Source organism: Peribacillus sp. SIMBA_075, from assembly GCF_046534585.1.
Map to the genome: position 1 here is coordinate 1 of NZ_JAWRYN010000065.1, position 17525 is coordinate 17525.

Here is a 17525-nt window from a genome sequence, read left to right on the forward strand (position 1 = left end):
ATGGCGAGGTCCAAAAATGGCCTAACATAGTGGGCTCGTAGAGCCCCAATCTCCTAACTTCAGGCAAAAATTCAAAGGGAATCTCAAAAAGGGGTTCGCCAGATGGCGGATCTTTTTTTTGATCGAATATTTTACTGCTTATTTATTTGGAATCAGGAATTTATGTGTGGATTGATTGATGGGACTTTGAGTGAATTTATCATTTTTTTAAGGGTGAAAATGATAATTAAGGAAAAAATACGTGTGAAAAGTGATGAAGTAGACAAGTATATGACATTTGTAATGCCAGCCAATTGACGTTTATGACTATAGAAGATCAATGATTATTCCTATACTTAAATAGAGAGTAAGATGTTAAACACCAATTATGGTATTCGAAATATGTAAGCTGAACCAATCCATTTAAACACTCCATGTTTCTATATAATATTTATGAGGAGGAAATCATGAGTAATCAAAAACAATTAAGAAAAGATGTTGCCCCTTTTGAAAAATCCAATACTAAATCAAGTGTGAAGCAGCTTATAAATACATTTCCGCCATTTTTCCTGTTATGGTTTTTAGCTTATCAAAGCTTAACCATCTCATATTGGCTGACCCTTGCATTGGCCGTTTTGGCTGCAGGATTCGTAGTCAGGATTTTCATCATTTTCCATGATTGCTGTCATCAATCGTTCTTCAAAAGCAGAAAAGCGAATAACATCCTGGGTACAATCAGCGGAATCGTCACATTATTTCCGTATGAGCAATGGAAGCATAGTCATTCCATACATCATGCAACAAGCAGTAATTTAAACAAACGCGGTACAGGAGATATCTGGATCATGACCGTTGATGAATATGTAGCCGCTTCATTCTGGGGACGTCTGGCTTACCGTTTATATAGAAATCCAATCGTCATGTTTGGATTAGGTCCATTCTATCTATTCCTTGTTTCGAATCGTCTGAATAAAAAAGGCGCAAAAAAGAAGGAACGCATGAATAAGTATTTGACAAATGCCGCAATCGTGGTGATTTATGGTTTGTTATGCTTGGCTATCGGATGGCAGGCATTCCTGATGATTCAGGTACCGCTTCTTTTTGTAACTGGATCCCTGGGCATCTGGCTGTTTTATGTACAGCATCAGTTCGAAGATTCTTATTTCGAAGAGGAATCGGAATGGGATTATGTGAAGGCTGCCATTGATGGAAGTTCTTATTATAAACTTCCGAAGGTTTTACAATGGGTGACTGGTAATATCGGTTTTCACCACGTGCATCATCTTAGTCCAAGAGTGCCGAACTACAATCTGGAAAAAGTCCATGATTCCACCCTGCCTTTGCAGCAGGCAACGACAATCACTCTTAGTTCAAGTTTAAAATCACTTCGATTCCGCCTTTATGATGGGGAAAACAAGACGTTTGTAAGTTTTAAAGAGATAAAGGAACGTCTAAATGAGAAAAAATCAAAGTTGGAAATGAATAATAAACGTCCAAGTCTTCAAGGGAAATAAATAGTTAATCAAAAAACCATTCAATTTCCATTGGATGGTTTTTTGATTAAACACCTTAGTATATACTAGGAGAAAAAGAAATAGAGGCGGCGCCATGCAAAGTTGGTATCATATCTTTCCTAAGAACACAGGGCTGAGCCCTTATGTCTGGATCATTTTTTGTATCCTTCCTTTTTACTTCATTTTCAAATCTTCATCGATGTTGGAGACTGTCTTTGGAATCGTCATGATCATTTTGTTTTTCATATCATATGGTCTCTCATTCGTTTCGAAGGGATGGCCCGTATACGTATGGACGGCTATACAAATAGTCATATCCATATCCATGACCATATTTTTCAGCTACATTTACTTTTCACTCTTTTTAGCATTCTTTATTGGGAATGTTCAAAATAAGGTTGGCTTTTTCGTATTATATTCGATCCAGCTATTAGCCACCATCGTATCTGTCAATATTGGATTCATCATGAAAGACCCTACCTTCTTTTCGCAATTTCCCTTTATGCTCATTTGTGTAGTGGGCGTGATCCTTCTCCCATTCAACACATATAATCGGAATAAACGTGATAGGCTGGAAGAACAATTGGAAGATGCACATAAAAGAATTTCCGAGCTTGGCAAAATGGAAGAACGCCAGCGGATTGCCCGTGATCTACATGATACACTTGGACAAAAACTTTCTTTGATTGGCTTGAAAAGTGACCTTGCAGGGAAATTGATTGATTTAAAACCGGAGTCGGCTAAGAAGGAAATCAAGGATATCCGTCAAACGGCGAGGACGGCACTCAAGGAAGTACGGGAAATGGTGTCGGAAATGCGTGGGGCCAAGCTATGCGATGAAATCATCCGGGTCAAGCAAATATTGAAAGCGGCAGAGATAGACTTCAATTTGGAAGGCACAACGGAATTGCAAGATACTCCATTGCTTGTTGAAACGGTTTTAAGCATGTGCTTGAAAGAAGCTGTGACAAATATCGTCAAACATAGCTGTGCCGACTCATGTAATATCGTCATCGAAGAATTACAGACAGGAGTGACGATGAAAGTCCAAGATAATGGAGTGGGACTTTCACATAAATCAGAATTTTTTAAAGGCAATGGACTTCAAGGAATGAAAGAAAGGCTTGAATTCGTTAATGGCAGCCTGGATATTAAATCAACAGATGGAACTGCACTTTATATAAGGGTTCCGAATGCTATAAAAAATAATGGATAGGTGGGATTAACATTGATTAAAATCGTAATTGCTGAAGACCAAAGGATGCTGCTTGGCGCACTAGGTTCTATCCTTGATCTGGAAGAGGATATGGAGGTTGTCGGAAAAGCGAGCAATGGGGAAGAAGCAATGAATCTCGTTAATCGTTTAAAGCCAGATATCTGCATTACGGATATTGAAATGCCAGTTAAAACCGGGCTTGATGTAGCGGAAGAGATCAAGGATCAGGGCCACCAATGCAAAGTCATCATTTTAACCACGTTTGCACGCCCTGGTTATTTTGAAAGAGCCAGAAAGGCCGAGGTAGGTGGATATCTGCTGAAGGATAGTCCAAGTGAGGAACTGGCGAACTCGATCCGTGTCATCATGGACGGTCGGCGCATATATGCTCCTGAGCTGGTGGATATGGCTTTTGAAGAAGAAAACCCTTTGACTGAAAGAGAGTGTCAAGTGCTCCAATTAATTGCAGATGGTAAGAATACAAAGGAAATTGCCAGCCAGCTTTATCTGACCAATGGAACGGTCCGTAATTATATTTCGGTCATTCTTGATAAATTGGATGTAAGCAATCGCGTTGAAGCTATTGTAAGATTCAAGGAAAAGGGCTGGTCAAAAGATTGATCAAAGGGTACATCCCTTTTGGGGCGATTGGCTTGGAGGCTTCGTAAATCAAAAGACACAGTGTTAAGATTAGGATATGGTATATTAGATTTTATTACATATGTACAGGAAGGTGTTGACCATTATGCAAAAAGCTACATTTGCAGGAGGCTGTTTTTGGTGCATGGTGACACCATTTGAAGAACAACCCGGGATTGGGGGAATCGTATCCGGTTATACAGGGGGACATGTTGAAAACCCTACTTACGAGGAAGTGAAGACGGGAACTACGGGACATTATGAAGTCGTCGAGATCACTTTCGATCCCCTGTTATTTCCTTATGAAAGACTACTTGAACTATATTGGCAGCAAATCGATCCAACCGACGATGGCGGTCAATTCCATGACAGGGGAAGCCAGTATCGAACGGCCATCTTTTATCATGACGAAGCTCAAGAGAAACTGGCCATTGAAGCGAAAGAAAAGGTTGCAGCCAGCGGGAAATTCCGGAAACCCATCGTAACGGAAGTCCTTCCTGCCCAAACCTTTTATCCTGCCGAAGAATACCATCAAGGCTTTCATAAAAAAAACAAAGATGATTATAAAGCAGACCGTGCGAAATCAGGACGCGATGAATTCATTGACCAGCATTGGAACGTTGAATGAACTGGATCATTATTAAACGATCCAGTTGATTACAGGTATCGGCTCTCTTTCCGCTGACTGTCTGCCAAGCTTCCTCGCCGCAAGCGGCAGTGTGGTCTCGGCAAGCCAGTTATTCGGGATGAGGCCGTTCCGAACCCCATTTTGTCGACAAACTGTGACTATGGAAATATTCCATAGTCTTTTTATTATGGTTAGCCATTGATACATAGGCTTTTATTATTTAGCTATGGAGAAATTTTTAATGATTGTGAGGAATCTGTGTATGGTGTCTGTAAAGACCAACTTGGACTTTTCACATCCGATTCTTTTTTTTGACCTTTTAAAGTAATTATTTCATGGGATTTTTATGCAGAGTGTTCAATTTCTCATGATATTTTCATTTTTATTCAGTACACTAAGAGGTGGGTGGTGGTAATCATGAATAAAAGGATTTTAATAATAGAAGATGAAGAAAAAATCGCGAGGATCCTCCAGCTGGAACTTAATCATGAGGGTTATCTAACTGAATCGGCTTTTACCGGAAAGACAGGTCTGCAAAGGGCAGAATCCGAAGAGTGGGATTTAATCTTATTGGATGTGATGCTACCCGAGTTGAATGGCATAGAAGTACTTAGACGTTACCGGAAAAAGAATGGATCTACACCAGTCATTCTTCTAACCGCAAGGGATGCTGTACCAGACAAGGTGAATGGCCTGGACCATGGTGCGAATGATTATGTAACGAAACCGTTTGAGATAGAAGAGCTGCTGGCCCGGATCCGTGCTTGTTTTCGTACAAATGTACGTGAGAGCCAATCAGAAGGGAAAGCGGATGAACTTAAGGTCCATGATCTGCAATTGAGCCTTGGTACAAGGGACCTTCTCAGGCAAGGCAACAGGATCGAGCTGACTTCCCGCGAGTTCGATTTGCTGGTATATCTATTGCAAAATAAAAATCAAGTACTCTCAAGGGAGCAAATACTTACACATGTATGGGGATATGACTTTGCAGGGGATACGAATGTGGTTGATGTGTATATCCGTTATTTACGAAAAAAAATAGATTACCCCTTTGATTTGCAGCTCATACATACTTACCGCGGGGTAGGGTATAGCTTGAAGGAGCCGGTATGAAGATTCGGACGAAAATCCAATCGTACTCCAGTCTTTTTTTAAGCGTCATGCTTATATTGTTGAGTATCATCGTTTTAATTGCCTTTCTCTTGATATCTGTTGAGAGGGAAAGGGATCTGCTCGAAGATAAAGCTTCATTAATTGAAGAAAATATCCTGACGAAAGATTTGATTTCCGGTGATCCCGATTTAATGGAGCCGTATACCCCTGATGATGGAATGGTGCGGATATTTGGCACAGATGGAAGGTTGGTAAAATCGTTTACGGATGAAGAGGACCTTGAGGGGCTAGAGGTTAAATCCATTAATGAGAAAGGATTTGATTTTAGCAAAGCTGATGGGGATTACGTGTTGACCTACCGTTACGCATATCCCGAAGAAGGGAAGAAGCTAGGAATGATCGAGGTGACACAGCCGCAGGATACCCTCCTTGAAAATTTATCGACTCTTGCCCTCGTATTAGGTGGTGCATCCCTTTTTGTCATTCTTCTATCCATTTTTGCAGGTAAATGGCTGGCCAATCTAATCCTCAAACCCATATCGATCATGAGCGGGTCAATGATGGAGATTGAGAAAAGCGGAGAATTCAAAAGGATACCGCTTTCGGATCAATCAAAGGACGAGCTACAGGTAATGGGGGTGTCATTCAACAGGATGATAGAAAGGCTTGAGCGGAATTATAACCGACAGCAGCAATTCCTTTCAGATGCTTCACATGAATTGAAAACACCGATTACGGTCATAGAAAGCTACTCCTCACTATTGAAACGCTGGGGAATGAAGGATGAGGCGATTCTGGAAGAGGCGGTGGAGGCAATCCATCATGAAGCCATCCGGATGAAACAGCTGACGGAACATCTACTTCAATCCGCTTCCCAAAGTGAACCTTCAAAGGATGTTGAAGGAAAAGTCGAACTTATTTCGTTTTGTGAACAGATTGCCCAAACATTTAGAAGGACGGCAAACCGTGAAATAAAGATACAATCCGAGTTTAAGGAAATATATGCAATGGCCATTTCCAGCAAGCTTGAACAGGTGCTTGTCATCCTATTGGACAATGCCATGAAATATAGTGAATCGGATATACAAATCCTGATAAAACGGAGGGCTAATGAAATTTTCATTGGTGTTAAAGATCAAGGGGCAGGGATATCACCAGAACATCTACCGCATGTATTTGAACGTTTTTATCGCGTGGATTCATCAAGGGCAAGGAAAACGGGAGGCAATGGACTCGGGCTTTCCATCGCTCGAACACTTGTCGAGTCATTCGGAGGTAAACTGGAAATTCAAAGCGAAGTGGGAGAGGGGACGTTGGTGACTATTACTCTTTCTCATCAAATTCTAATCTAGCGCTCATGTTCGTTTCATGAATGATGTTTATTATTAAGGTAACAACTCAAAGGAGGAATTATTCATGAAAAAGCAGTGGGCTACGATAAAAGAAGGTATCATTCAAAAGAAAAAGGTAATCTTGACGGTTTCCATAGCTTCTGTATTGCTTTTCGGCGGTGCCGCTGGAACTGCGGTATATGCAGTCAATAAGAGTGCGTTATCTGAGGATGAGGCTATCAAAATGATTTCAGAAAAACTGGGCGGTAAGGTTACTCAATTTGAAAAGGATTGGGACCAGCCGATGACCTATGAGATGACCGTTAAAACGAATGAAGGCTATCAAGATGTAGAGGTCGATGCTGAAAAAGGAGAGATTCTTTCTCGGGAGATGGAAGACGAAGACGATGAGGATATGAGCACACAACAAGCAGTGGAAATTGCAAAAATCAGCATGGATCAAGCTGAAAAGATTGCCTTGAAAGAGGTGGAGGGTCAAGTGACGGATGCAGAGCTTGATTCAGAGAATGGCATCCTTGTGTACGAGTTGGAGATAAACCAGGGACAAAAGGAATATGATGTAGTGATAGATGCCACTACGGGGAAAGTATTGAAAAACCAGTTGGATGATTAATCAATATCTAGAACTGAAATGTGTGAAGGATTTGCCAAGTGGCAGATCCTTTTTTATTCACAATGGCATATTCGATTGAAAAGTGAGGCCGATCCAGACTCCCATTTTCCTACATATAAATTCTGAATTACTCTTTCTCAGCCGATCTAAGAAGGTATTAAATGGGGGACTCGCGAATAGGGGCAATAAGGAATTTTATTCAATGGAGGAATGGCGATGGAGAGTTTAGAAAGGGCACTGATATTAAGAGGCAGGAAAGAATTCAAAAAATCCAATCAATTATTGATGGATTTGGCAAAGCAAAATCCAGAGGATGCAGTCATACAGTATCAGTGTGCCTGGAGTTTGGATATTCTTGGACTAGAGGTAAAGGCGGTGCCCCATTATGAAGCTGCCCTCAAACTAGGTTTGCCGGATGAGGACGCAAAAGGAGCCTACCTAGGGCTGGGGAGCACATATCGCACCATTGGGGAATATGAAAAATCAAAACGGACATTGGAAGCGGGGCTGGCAAAGTTTCCTGAGGATAGGGCTTTATTGGTATTCAGGGCCATGTCATTTTATAATTTGGGCCGACATGATCTAGCGATGGAATCCTTATTGAAAATAATTGCGGAAACCTCTAAGGATCGAGAAATACAATCTTATGCAAAGGCCATAGAATTCTATAGTGATAAACTGGATAAAGTTTTCTTGGAATCGTAATCATTCATCCCCAAACTATCCACAAAGCGTGCATAAACAAGTCATGAATACATATTCGAAATGAATTAATCAACAAAAATGAAGGGAAATGTTTATCGATGACTTGTTTTTAGTCATTTTACAGGCAAAACAATGTGGATAACCTCGGATTGTGGATAACTTTTCGGTGTTATTCACCCCTTTTCCACAGGTAATCCACATATTCACCTTTATATGATAAAAATCACTGAAAAAGCGATTAAGCATCCATGAATTTGTTTCTGTAGTGACTTAAGGCAAGTAGCGGGTAAATATAGCGATAGCTGTGATAATGGGTATACAAAACGCTTGCCATGAGCTGGCCTGCAGGATAGTCATTGGTCCAGTCTTCTTTTTGAGCTCCGCGGGTGAGATAGGCGATGCCCTTTTCAATTTCAGGTGTGGGTTTGTCAGATGTTGCAATCAACGCATCCACAGCCCAAGCCGTATGTGTCAGGGTACTGGTCCCGAGAGGCATATAATGCTGCTTGATGTCACTATAACAAGATTCACCCCAGCCGCCATCTTTATTTTGGATTTTATTTAACCAGGAGATGGCCTTTTTGATGGCAGGATGTTCAGAGGAATGCCCTACGGCCTTCATGCCAGTCAGTGCCGACCATGTGCCATATAGGTAACATATTCCCCAGCGTCCGTACCAGGAGCCGTCCTGCTCCTGATTTTTCAAGAGCCAATCTACGGCCTTTTTGCTGACTTTCCCAGGTTTCTTCAAATTTGTATAGTTCCCTAGAAATTCAAGCGTCCTGCCTGTTAAATCAGCTGTCGACGGATCAGTCAAGATGTAATTTGATCCTTCGAAAGGAATGAGATGTACCCATTTAGGATCGCTTTCTCGTTCAAATGCGGGAAATCCTCCATCGTCATTTTGCATGGAAATTGTAAAGGCGACACCACGCTGCCAGCTGTCCAGATTATCAGGTCTTGTTTGCATTTGACCTGCAAGCGCCCGTAATGATGCCGTCGTATCATCTACATCTGGATTCATTGTATTCAAATCAGAGAAACCCCAGCCACCTGGGACCGCGTCAGGATTATGAATTAACCAATCTCCATACATATAATGCTGGCGTGACAGTAAATACTGATTGGCGGACTTTACAGTTTCATCTTTTGATGGCAGTCCGGCTTCTTGCAGGGCATAACTGATTAAGGATGTATTCCAAACATGTGCTGTTGTAAGTTGGATATGTGTGTGACCATCAACGGAACAGGACATTTCCTTCAAACCGGAAACAGCTTTTAGGATTACCGGATCTTTTTTCGAGTAGCCGGTTGAAAGTAGGGCAAAAATCATGAAAAAGGTAGGCCCCAAATAATTATACAACGTTCCGTCGGGTTCTAGCCGGTCGAGCATAAATCGTTTTGTGGTTTCTAGGGCCAAGGAATGAAGATAATCTGGATAACCAATTAAAGTTTTGACACCTGTTTGAAGTTTGGAAAAGAAGGAGCGGTATTCGTCGGTTCGATATTCCTTCCACACATGCTCTTCAGACCGTTCCTCCCTTGTTTGATATAAATCTTTTAAACTAGGTGTGTTTGGGGACATGATCTGGAACCTTTTATGTCCTAGTAAAAGCAAAGGGACCATGGTGACACGGCCATATACGGATAGGTCATAAATGCTGAAGAAGAAGGTTGGCGGCAGTAATATAGCTTCGAGCGGGATCGGGAATAGGAGTGGCCATTTATATTGTCCAGTGATGGTGAGCATCATTTTAGTTAACATTTTGGCCTGTTTAATTCCACCCTTGGAAAGAATGAATTGTTTGGCTTTCCTCATATGAGGATCTTGTTTTTTTCGCAGTCCGCTATAAAGGAGACCATAATAAGCTTCAATAGTGACTGAAAGATTACCGTCTTTTTCATCATGGAAAAGTCTCCAGGAGCCATTTTCCGTTTGTCTGCTTTCAATCCTTTTTACTAATGCCTCTATTAAAGAGGCATCTTCTATTTCTAAAACTTTAAGTAAAATAATCATATAGGCATCAGCTGTTATCCCAGTGTCAAAGGGATAATTCCAAGATCCATCTGCTGATTGGTCTTGTTTTAAGCGATGAATAAGGCGGTTCATTTCCAATTGCACATGCTGGTTCAAAGTCGTTCCCCCTCTTAAACACAACGTCCGTTTATATATATATTCAAAAACTCTCAACACATTCAAAAAATAAAGTCCGCCAATAGGCTTAAAAGTGAATTAAATAGGAGTTCAAAAATAAAACGCTTCAGCAACGAAAGCTGCTAAAGCGTTTTAGAAAGTAATCGAAATGCATTATTTAACTGGTAATGCTGATTGTTTCATGTAGCGGTAAATAGGTAATTCTCCGCCCTTAACAGCGGGAATGAAATTGAATGTCACGTAGCTGTCCATGCCTTCTGGTTCGAGGGCCAGGGAAATGAAGTTAGCGTCAGGCTGGTCCATGTTAAATACATAGGCTCCTTTTGGGAAAACCCGAGTTTTTGAAGTAACGGTGGTCGTGACTTCCCTTGTGGAATGTCCGCTTTCCAGTTCAGCGGAAACTTTTAGATCCTTGACCCTATAGTTTTCAACAGCTACTTTCATAGGTCTTTTTAATTTTTTGACTTCTACTCCCAATAGCTGAAGTTTCTTGGCAATATCTTTATATTCGGGTGGAAGGATATAGGCTGTCGGACGATCTCTAACCAGCGTAGGGTAGGCAGCGGTAGAATCCAGCCAATCGATGGTGGTATCTACCTTTTTGGCTTTCGCTATATCGACCACTGTTAACCTTTGATTTTTCATTAATTTATTTTGGCTGGTGATGACAATTTTGTCATTATCATTTGCTTTTCTCCCTTTTTTCACCACTTCATTTTCCGCCTGCTTGACCACCTTTTTTACTTCATTGGCCTGATCAGCCGTCGTTTTAATGAAGGCAGCCTGAGCTGAAGCTTGTGCATAAACACGACGTTTGAAGTCAGTACGGCCGATATTGATACCCCTTGTTTCAATTAAATAGGTCATTGTATTTTTCAATCCGAGAGCGTTGCGACCGATGCGGGCTTCTGTGCTTCCTTCAGTAGCGGTAAGAATTCCAGTATCAGAAGTATCGAGTGTATAGTAATCATGATAGGAAAGCTTTTCTTTTTCCAATGCTTTGAAAACATTAGGTAAAAGCAGTTCATCGGATGCTTTTCGAAGCTGTTCCGGAATATTTAAATTCTTTGCTGATGAAATGAGCAGATCATAGGAAGCGATGGATCCATTTGCGCCTACCTTTTTAAGGGGAGCGGGGTTCACTGTATATTCATGTACATCAAGAATGACTTCAGGCCCATAATCATTGATGGTTTGATGAATAGTCTGTACTTCAGGATACTCCACTTTTAAATAGTCCCTATTCGCATCCATGTCATTTGCGGTAAAACGTTTGAAGTAATAGGAGCCATCTGGATTTACGCGTGGAACGATGGCAATGTTCACTTTATCGAGGACGTCACCAAGTTTTCCTTCGGCAAGCCATTGTGCAATGACTAATGTTGATTCACCTGAGGCGGGTTCATTGCCATGGATCTGACCTTGTATCCAAATCAATGGTTTACGGGAATCCTTATTGAGTTTTTTTGAATCCTTGCTGAAAAGAAGCATGGGGATGTCGCGTCCTTCTATTGATTTACCTATCGTCTTGACTTGGATGTTCTTATTTTTATGGGAGAGGGAATTGATATGACCAATCATTTCTTCTTGGCTCGTAAAAGCGATCTTGCCTTGTATAAAGGCAGGGGTCTTGAAAGAAACATTAGGTTCAGGGAAAAGGTAGGAGAGGTTATCAGGTTGAATATAGCTTGGACCATTTCCATAATAAGGGGTGAATTCCTCTGTCATTGCGATGGGGTTCTGGCTAGGCAATCCAGTGACAAGACCTAGGGTTACGAAAGAAACGATTGTAGGAATGATTTTTTTCACGGACGTCCTCCTATATAACTTTTTCCATAAATTATCATATATTAAGCTATATATACAGTATAACCGTAGGAACTAGAGAAAAACAGGAAGTATCTACTAGATCAATAAAGGCATTCCATGGCTTGCAGCCCAGTAAAACTCTTTCTGTCAAAAAAAGAGTGTGGATGTTTTTCGATTACATAAGGGAATGACTCTGATGCATAACAACCTTCCCAAGGGCTTATATTTCTAGGGAATGTTGGAAGAAAAAAAGCTAGTAATTACTTTTCATAGTTATTCATCCCCTGGATTCTGTATACTTAAAGGTAGATAGTTGAAATTTCCATAATAAAATACGGTTCAAGCAATTTGCTTGGCCCGTATCATTTCAATTCATCATATAACTGATTTAAAAGATTCCGTGAATCCTTGGCGTTCATTATCTGGCCATTCACTTTCGCATAGGGGGTTTGCTTACAAAGTTTACACTCACTTAAACATTCATATTCCTTATATTGAAACCTTGGATTCGCTAAGAATTTACCATAATCAGCAACCGTTTGTTCATCAAGGAAGCGGTCAAGATTATTTTGGCAAAACTCAATCTGGATTTTCCCTTTTTTTGTGAATACTTTAGATAGGAAGTTTTTCATCACATCGCTTCTTTCATTAGAAGAGTAAATATTTGTTATTATGATTTTATCACTTCCTGCAGCGAAATGCATGAGTGGTTCTTCCATTATCCGGAGTTTATCAAAGTAATTCCCTTGTATTTGTTGACACCTGTCAAAGAAATGGTAGAATAAGAATGAATGGTAATGATAATGAATCTCATTATCATGAATGTGAGAACCCTGTAACTATTGTCTCATGAAGCCCATTTCAATAGGGGATTGTACAATAGTCTTTATTCATAAATTTTTAATTAAAAATATTATCGCTGTATTTACTGAGATAGGAAGAGTAGGAAATGTAGATGAAGATAAGATATTTAGTCATGTCGTTAATCGTTTTATCATTTACCTCATTATTCATTGGTGTAAAAGATATTACCCCCCTGGATTTATTGGATCTAAGTGATGATAAAGTGCAAATCATGCTGCAAAGCCGTTTCCCCAGAATGATGACCATAATCATTGCCGGCGTGGTGATGAGTATAAGCGGTCTGATCATGCAGCAATTGAGCCGCAATAAATTTGTATCCCCTACGACTGCCGGTACCATGGATTCTGCAAGGCTTGGACTTCTTCTTGCCATTATCATTTTTCCATCGGCAGCACTTATTGAGAAAATGGCATTCGCTTTCATATTCGCTTTGGCAGGTACATTCTTGTTCATGAAAATTCTTGATCAAGTGAAATATAAGGATACGATTTTCATTCCATTGGTTGGTTTGATGTTTGGTAATATCGTCGGTTCCATCTCGACATTCTTTGCTTATAAGTATGATTTGATTCAAAGCCTCAACACATGGATGAATGGTGATTTCTCGATGATCATGTCGGGAAGGTACGAACTAATATATGTAAGTATCCCTTTAGTCATTCTCGCATACTTCTTTGCCAATAAATTCACTGTGGCAGGGATGGGTGAGGAGTTTGCTATTAATCTAGGGCTGAATTATAAACTTATAGTCAATTTTGGGCTGATCATCGTGGCATTATCCTCCACTGTTGTCCTGTTAACGGTGGGAACGATTCCTTTCATAGGATTGATCGTACCAAATATTGTATCCCTTTACCTTGGTGATAATTTGAAAAAGAGTCTTTCTCATACAGCGTTGCTAGGGGCAGTATTCCTATTGATCTGCGATATCCTGGGCAGGATCATCATATATCCATTTGAAATTCCGATTGGACTCGTGGTTGGTGTGATAGGAAGCGCCGTATTTATCTATCTGATAATGAGGAGAAAGGCATATGAATAATAAAAGTAAGATCATTATATTAGCTGTTCTGGCAGCAGCTTTAACGGCAGGTTACATATTTTGGGACCTTGGCCCGAATTGGGATTATGCACTGCCGAGAAGGGTCATAAAAATCATTGCCATCATCGTGGTAGGTTGTGCGATAGCCTTTTCAACAGTGATTTTCCAAACGGTTACGAATAATAAAATCCTGACACCAAGCATTTTGGGACTGGACTCCATGTATATGCTGATCCAAACTGGAGTGATTTTCCTCTTCGGTTCAACGCATATCATGATCATGAATAAAAATCTCAATTTCCTGGTTACACTTACGGCCATGCTTATTTTTTCCAGCCTGCTGTTCAAGTTCATGTTCAAGAAAAACCGAAATATTTACTTTCTATTGTTGATCGGTATCATATTCGGGACCTTATTCGGCAGCATGTCTTCCTTTATGCAGGTTTTGATTGACCCGAATGAATTTCAAATGATACAAAATAAAATGTTTGCCAGTTTCAATAATGTCAACACTGACCTGTTAACATTAGCGATTATCCTCATGATAGCGGCAATGATATATTTTATGAGATTTTTGAAGTATTTAGATGTCATGTCACTAGGGAGGGACCAAGCCATAAACTTGGGTGTGGATTACGATTTTGTAACGAAACGGGTTTTAATCGTCGTCACGATTTTAATTTCCATTTCAACTGCCCTGATCGGTCCAATCACGTTCCTCGGATTACTTGTTGCAAATGTGGCTTATCAATTCATTAAGTCCTATCAGCATAAACATATCATCCCGGGTGCAATGCTGATCAGTGTGATTGCCTTGGTCGGCGGTCAATTCATTGTAGAGAGGATCTTTACGTTCTCTACCACCTTGAGTGTCATTATCAACTTTGTCGGCGGTGTCTATTTCATCTATCTTCTATTAAAGGAGAATAAATCATGGTAGAAGTGAAAAATTTATTCAAAAAATATAATAGTAAAACGGTTGTCGAGGATGTTTCCATTGAAATAACGAAAGGGAAAATCACATCTTTCATCGGTCCTAATGGAGCGGGGAAAAGTACAGTCCTTTCAATGATCAGCCGGCTCATTACCCGGGATTCAGGGGAAGTCCTGATCGAGGGGAAGGATATGGGGAAATTCAATAGCAATGAACTTGCTAAAAAGATTGCCATCTTAAAGCAGGCTAACCACATCAATATCCGTTTAACGATTCGTGAACTTGTCGCCTTTGGCCGTTTTCCTTATTCACAAGGTAAACTGACTAAAGAGGATTGGAAGTATGTCGATGAAGCGATTGAATATATGGAACTTGGCGAAATGCAGGATAAGTTTCTTGACCAGCTTAGCGGCGGGCAACAGCAGCGGGCATTCATTGCCATGGTTATTGCTCAGAATACGGAGTATGTACTTCTTGATGAGCCTCTGAACAATCTTGATATGAAGCATTCCGTCCAAATCATGAAGGTATTGAGGAGATTGGCCGATGAATTAGGGAAAACGGTCATAATCGTCATTCATGACATTAATTTTGCATCCTGTTATTCCGACTATATTGTCGCATTGAAGGATGGCAAGGTTGTTCATAATGGACCTACCGAACAAGTGATCAACACCGAAGTATTAAAGGAAATCTATGATATGGATATTGAAATCCAAAATATCAATGACAATAAGATCTGTGTGTACTTCACGTAAGAAAAAGCCATTTGGTTTTAAATTACTTCAGTATTCATAGCCGTCTCAGATTCACTTCATACGCTCATTAGGCTGTTAAAAGTTGGCGGGCGCCCAAGGTTTTTAGCCGCCTCCTGTTTATATCCAGGGAAAGCGATGCAGGTGAATTCTGTGAAGGTGAGGATTCAATCTGTAATTTTAAATAAAAAAATACTTTTCGAGGTGACCATGATGATTAAGAAATTATCTTTACTGCTTTTAGTTGCAATGCTGGCTGTAGTGGCTGTAGCTTGCGGATCAGTTAAGGAAAAAGAAGAATCAGGTACGAAAAAAGAAAGTGCTAAAAGCGAAGAATTTACGGTTAAGCACCAACTAGGCGAAACGAAAGTAAAAACAAACCCTAAAAAAGTTGTTGTATTCGATATGGGTGCTCTTGATACTCTAGATAAATTGGGTGTGAAAGTAGCAGCTGTTCCTCATGATGGCCTTCCAAAATACCTTTCTAAATATAAAGGTACAACTGAAAATGCCGGCGGTTTAAAAGAACCTGACTTCGAAAAGATCAACGAGATGGCTCCTGACTTAATCCTGATTTCTGGCCGTCAAACTGAAGCATATAAAGAATTAAGTAAAATTGCCCCTACTGTTTATGTAGGTGTAGATACTGCAAATTATATGGAATCCTTTAAAGAAAATGTAACACTTTTGGGTAAAATCTTCGATAAAAAAGACGAAGCGGCTAAAGAATTAGCACGTGTTGATGAAAACATTAATGCTTTGAAAGAAAAAGCTCCGAAGGATAAAACTGGTTTAATCGTTCTTGCTAGCGGTGGAAAAGTAAGTGCTTATGGACCGGATTCAAGATTTGGAATTATCCATGATGTATTCGGTGTGCCTGCTGTAGATGATAAATTGGAGGTATCTACACATGGCCAAAGTATTTCTTTCGAATACATTGCTGAAAAGAATCCAGACTATCTATTCGTTGTAGATAGAGATGCGGTTGCCGGTGATGGAGCTGCAGCAAAAGAAACTGTTGAAAATGACATTGTAAAAAATACAAAGGCTTTTAAAGAAAGAAACATCATTTATCTTGATCCTAACTACTGGTACTTATCTGGCGGCGGTTTAGAATCTGTTGATGAAATGGTTAAAGAAGTTTCTAAAGGGCTTAAGTAATTAAATATAGTTTAAGAGCAAATCCTGCCCTCGATTGAGGACAGGATTTTTTTTATTTTTTATAATAAAGCTGAATGAAAGTATATATAATAACAAAGGGAAGAAAAGAAATCACTTAAGGATCTTCACACTCAATAAAGGGAAAATAAATAGGACAAGGTTCATATTAGACCCTGTTGTAACTGCTAGGGCTTATATGGGCGGCTACCGAAAGAAAATAACTCTTCAGCCAAACAAATAACAACGTAAAAAAAATAGTTTCTTCCTATTATAATGTCAACTGCATTGATGCCTGATGCAGTTTCTGGTTCCGGTCTGGTTTTAAATTGTAATTTAAGTGAACATTGGTAAATAGATTGGTAAATAATCTTAAAAACTAAAACATGAACATTCATGAAAACTAAGAATAATTGAATCTCCATCATACTAATTACTTCAAGTAATATAGGCAAATCTGGTGTCATTTACTATCAGGAGAAATTAATTCAATAAAAGTAGATCAACTGAAGTCAAGACGGGAATGATGTCGATATAACGCGAAATGAGTTTACGAAACAGGCCTCAAAAACTTTTGTTATTTTATGGGATTTTAACTTGAGAGGATGCAGTAAATGAACGGGTGAATTTAAGCAGGCTTTTGGTTCTTACAGATAAATAGAAAGTGCGGGGGAGCGATGCATCATTGTAATCGTCAATCAAATTTCAGATGTCGAATTATCGGGAAAGAAATCCTCTGAATATCTAATAGCATTCAATGATTGAAGATTTACATCTTTACATATTTTGTAATGTGCTGGTGTTTTTATAAAGAGTCGTTTATAATGATAAAAGCCTGAAGGAAGTTAAATTAAATAGTGACGGTGATCCACAGTAACCCAAAAAAGTTACGGTGATATTTATTGGATTAAGACATGGAATTCCTATATATTTGTTATAGAAAATCAAGACGGTCGAAACTCTGTTACTTTTTCAAAGGCTCTTTTCGTAAAGATTGTTGTTTTTAAAACGAAACTATTTAAGGTTGATTGGAGCGGAAGTGCGAGACT

Annotated in this window: 16 protein-coding genes; 13 read left to right on the top strand and 3 right to left on the bottom strand. The window is 39.7% G+C overall.

Annotated elements, in window-relative coordinates; translation table 11 throughout:
- The first annotated feature begins 102 nt into the window (after nt 1–102).
- The 9 genes from SB775_RS25700 (at nt 103) to SB775_RS25740 (ending at nt 7759) form a co-directional block, all read left to right on the top strand.
- The gene (locus SB775_RS25700; RefSeq protein WP_410863955.1) at nt 103–297 is read left to right on the top strand and encodes a hypothetical protein; all 195 of its coding nucleotides are present in this window, start codon (nt 103–105) and stop codon (nt 295–297) included.
- Between the two features lie 149 nt (nt 298–446).
- On the top strand, nt 447–1493 hold the full coding sequence (gene desA / locus SB775_RS25705) for a Delta(5) desaturase DesA (protein ID WP_410863956.1): 1047 nt from the start codon (nt 447–449) through the stop codon (nt 1491–1493).
- A gap of 94 nt (nt 1494–1587) precedes the next feature.
- Nucleotides 1588–2709: a sensor histidine kinase gene (locus SB775_RS25710; protein WP_089361922.1), complete on the top strand. Its 1122-nt coding sequence runs from the start codon at nt 1588–1590 to the stop codon at nt 2707–2709.
- A 12-nt stretch (nt 2710–2721) separates the two neighbouring features.
- Nucleotides 2722–3330, top strand: a complete 609-nt coding sequence (locus tag SB775_RS25715; RefSeq protein ID WP_410863958.1) for a response regulator — start codon at nt 2722–2724, stop codon at nt 3328–3330.
- A gap of 124 nt (nt 3331–3454) precedes the next feature.
- Nucleotides 3455–3976, top strand: a complete 522-nt coding sequence (msrA, locus tag SB775_RS25720; protein WP_410863960.1) for a peptide-methionine (S)-S-oxide reductase MsrA — start codon at nt 3455–3457, stop codon at nt 3974–3976.
- A 417-nt stretch (nt 3977–4393) separates the two neighbouring features.
- Complete coding sequence (locus SB775_RS25725; protein ID WP_089361920.1) at nt 4394–5089, top strand: response regulator transcription factor; 696 nt, start codon at nt 4394–4396, stop codon at nt 5087–5089.
- On the top strand, nt 5086–6441 hold the full coding sequence (locus SB775_RS25730) for a sensor histidine kinase (protein WP_410863962.1): 1356 nt from the start codon (nt 5086–5088) through the stop codon (nt 6439–6441). Before SB775_RS25725 ends, SB775_RS25730 begins: the two co-directional genes overlap by 4 nt.
- 64 nt (nt 6442–6505) lie before the next feature.
- A complete protein-coding gene (locus tag SB775_RS25735) occupies nt 6506–7054 on the top strand; it encodes a PepSY domain-containing protein (RefSeq protein WP_284469294.1) in 549 nt (182 codons plus the stop codon).
- 216 nt (nt 7055–7270) lie between these two features.
- On the top strand, nt 7271–7759 hold the full coding sequence (locus SB775_RS25740) for a tetratricopeptide repeat protein (protein WP_061465521.1): 489 nt from the start codon (nt 7271–7273) through the stop codon (nt 7757–7759).
- Between the two features lie 238 nt (nt 7760–7997).
- On the opposite strand, the gene shc is transcribed toward SB775_RS25740, so the two are convergent.
- The 3 genes from shc to SB775_RS25755 all read right to left on the bottom strand — a co-directional run bounded on the left by shc (nt 7998) and on the right by SB775_RS25755 (nt 12427).
- Nucleotides 7998–9893 (bottom strand): squalene--hopene cyclase, encoded by a 1896-nt coding sequence (shc, locus tag SB775_RS25745; RefSeq protein ID WP_410863964.1) that lies wholly within the window; start codon nt 9891–9893, stop codon nt 7998–8000.
- Nucleotides 9894–10067: 174 nt separating this feature from the next.
- On the bottom strand, nt 10068–11723 hold the full coding sequence (locus tag SB775_RS25750; protein ID WP_410863965.1) for a M14 family metallopeptidase: 1656 nt from the start codon (nt 11721–11723) through the stop codon (nt 10068–10070).
- A gap of 362 nt (nt 11724–12085) precedes the next feature.
- On the bottom strand, nt 12086–12427 hold the full coding sequence (locus tag SB775_RS25755) for a DUF1450 domain-containing protein (protein WP_410863966.1): 342 nt from the start codon (nt 12425–12427) through the stop codon (nt 12086–12088).
- A gap of 251 nt (nt 12428–12678) precedes the next feature.
- On the opposite strand from SB775_RS25755, the gene SB775_RS25760 reads away from it, so the two are divergent.
- From SB775_RS25760 to SB775_RS25775, 4 genes are all read left to right on the top strand, one after another.
- Nucleotides 12679–13629: an ABC transporter permease gene (locus SB775_RS25760; RefSeq protein WP_061465518.1), complete on the top strand. Its 951-nt coding sequence runs from the start codon at nt 12679–12681 to the stop codon at nt 13627–13629.
- A complete protein-coding gene (locus tag SB775_RS25765; protein ID WP_125159746.1) occupies nt 13622–14569 on the top strand; it encodes an iron chelate uptake ABC transporter family permease subunit in 948 nt (315 codons plus the stop codon). Before SB775_RS25760 ends, SB775_RS25765 begins: the two co-directional genes overlap by 8 nt.
- Nucleotides 14563–15321: an iron ABC transporter ATP-binding protein gene (locus tag SB775_RS25770; protein WP_410863967.1), complete on the top strand. Its 759-nt coding sequence runs from the start codon at nt 14563–14565 to the stop codon at nt 15319–15321. Before SB775_RS25765 ends, SB775_RS25770 begins: the two co-directional genes overlap by 7 nt.
- Before the next feature lie 213 nt (nt 15322–15534).
- Nucleotides 15535–16479, top strand: a complete 945-nt coding sequence (locus tag SB775_RS25775) for a siderophore ABC transporter substrate-binding protein (RefSeq protein WP_410863969.1) — start codon at nt 15535–15537, stop codon at nt 16477–16479.
- Nucleotides 16480–17525: the final 1046 nt, after the last annotated feature.

Bases quoted from the DNA above. Each gene is read 5' to 3' on its own strand.
- SB775_RS25700 (WP_410863955.1), top strand. From the start codon at position 103: ATGGCGGATCTTTTTTTTGATCGAATATTTTACTGCTTATTTATTTGG.
- desA (WP_410863956.1), top strand. From the start codon at position 447: ATGAGTAATCAAAAACAATTAAGAAAAGATGTTGCCCCTTTTGAAAAA.
- SB775_RS25710 (WP_089361922.1), top strand. From the start codon at position 1,588: ATGCAAAGTTGGTATCATATCTTTCCTAAGAACACAGGGCTGAGCCCT.
- msrA (WP_410863960.1), top strand. From the start codon at position 3,455: ATGCAAAAAGCTACATTTGCAGGAGGCTGTTTTTGGTGCATGGTGACA.
- SB775_RS25725 (WP_089361920.1), top strand. From the start codon at position 4,394: ATGAATAAAAGGATTTTAATAATAGAAGATGAAGAAAAAATCGCGAGG.
- SB775_RS25730 (WP_410863962.1), top strand. From the start codon at position 5,086: ATGAAGATTCGGACGAAAATCCAATCGTACTCCAGTCTTTTTTTAAGC.
- SB775_RS25735 (WP_284469294.1), top strand. From the start codon at position 6,506: ATGAAAAAGCAGTGGGCTACGATAAAAGAAGGTATCATTCAAAAGAAA.
- SB775_RS25740 (WP_061465521.1), top strand. From the start codon at position 7,271: ATGGAGAGTTTAGAAAGGGCACTGATATTAAGAGGCAGGAAAGAATTC.
- SB775_RS25755 (WP_410863966.1), bottom strand. From the start codon at position 12,427: ATGCATTTCGCTGCAGGAAGTGATAAAATCATAATAACAAATATTTAC.
- SB775_RS25760 (WP_061465518.1), top strand. From the start codon at position 12,679: ATGAAGATAAGATATTTAGTCATGTCGTTAATCGTTTTATCATTTACC.
- SB775_RS25765 (WP_125159746.1), top strand. From the start codon at position 13,622: ATGAATAATAAAAGTAAGATCATTATATTAGCTGTTCTGGCAGCAGCT.
- SB775_RS25770 (WP_410863967.1), top strand. From the start codon at position 14,563: ATGGTAGAAGTGAAAAATTTATTCAAAAAATATAATAGTAAAACGGTT.